This is a genomic window from Prevotella sp. oral taxon 317 str. F0108, from assembly GCF_000162415.1.
In the GTDB taxonomy this organism is placed as follows: domain Bacteria; phylum Bacteroidota; class Bacteroidia; order Bacteroidales; family Bacteroidaceae; genus Prevotella; species Prevotella conceptionensis.
In genome coordinates this window covers 1-603 of sequence record NZ_GG740125.1, presented here as the reverse complement: position 1 = coordinate 603, position 603 = coordinate 1, and the positions used below count along the sequence as shown (strand labels likewise).

Here is a 603-nt window from a genome sequence, read left to right as displayed (position 1 = left end):
TATCGTAGATAAAAGTACGAATATCCGCTACGCTCGCCATTATGGTGTGCTACAGCAAGTTGTAGTCAGAAGTAATTGTATATTGCTTATTAAAATAAATCACGAAAGAAAAATAATAATTCATGATAGAAATGAAAGAATCTCTCACTCCAACTCCATGGTCTATTTACAGAATGAATATTAATACGTCTAAGCCATTTATCATCCTTTCTCGAATAATTATAATAATACAACGTGTCGTTTACCATAGAATCAAGGAAAACAACCGCATATTCGACCCTTTTTTCCTATTATCCGATATGACTTTTTTGAAATATCTATTTCTGCAACATAAGTCCTTGAATAGTTCGACCTGTTATTTATTATCATGTGATAAAGAGGCAAATAAATATAATTATCACTTATTATAATCGGCCCTCCAAAACCATCATGATGAGGAGTCATGATTTGTACTTCATTTATAAACAATTTTCCACACAGAGGCCCTTCCTTACCGAAATTGTGTAGATCCATAAATAGGATTTTACAAGAAGCGACTTCATAAAATGAAGGGAATTGCCAAGGATTCCCCATTTCTGCATATATAATATTTTTATTCATAAG

Annotated in this window: 2 protein-coding genes; one reads left to right on the top strand and one right to left on the bottom strand. The window is 32.0% G+C overall.

Annotation, left to right across the window (positions count from 1 at the left end; genetic code table 11):
- Positions 1–184 (top strand): hypothetical protein (locus HMPREF0670_RS17385; protein ID WP_232213958.1); only part of this gene is annotated, 184 nt, incomplete at its 5' end.
- A 68-nt stretch (positions 185–252) separates the two neighbouring features.
- Here the strand turns inward: HMPREF0670_RS17385 and HMPREF0670_RS17380 are convergent.
- The coding region (locus HMPREF0670_RS17380; RefSeq protein ID WP_044078562.1) for a hypothetical protein at positions 253–603 on the bottom strand (351 nt) is incomplete at its 5' end.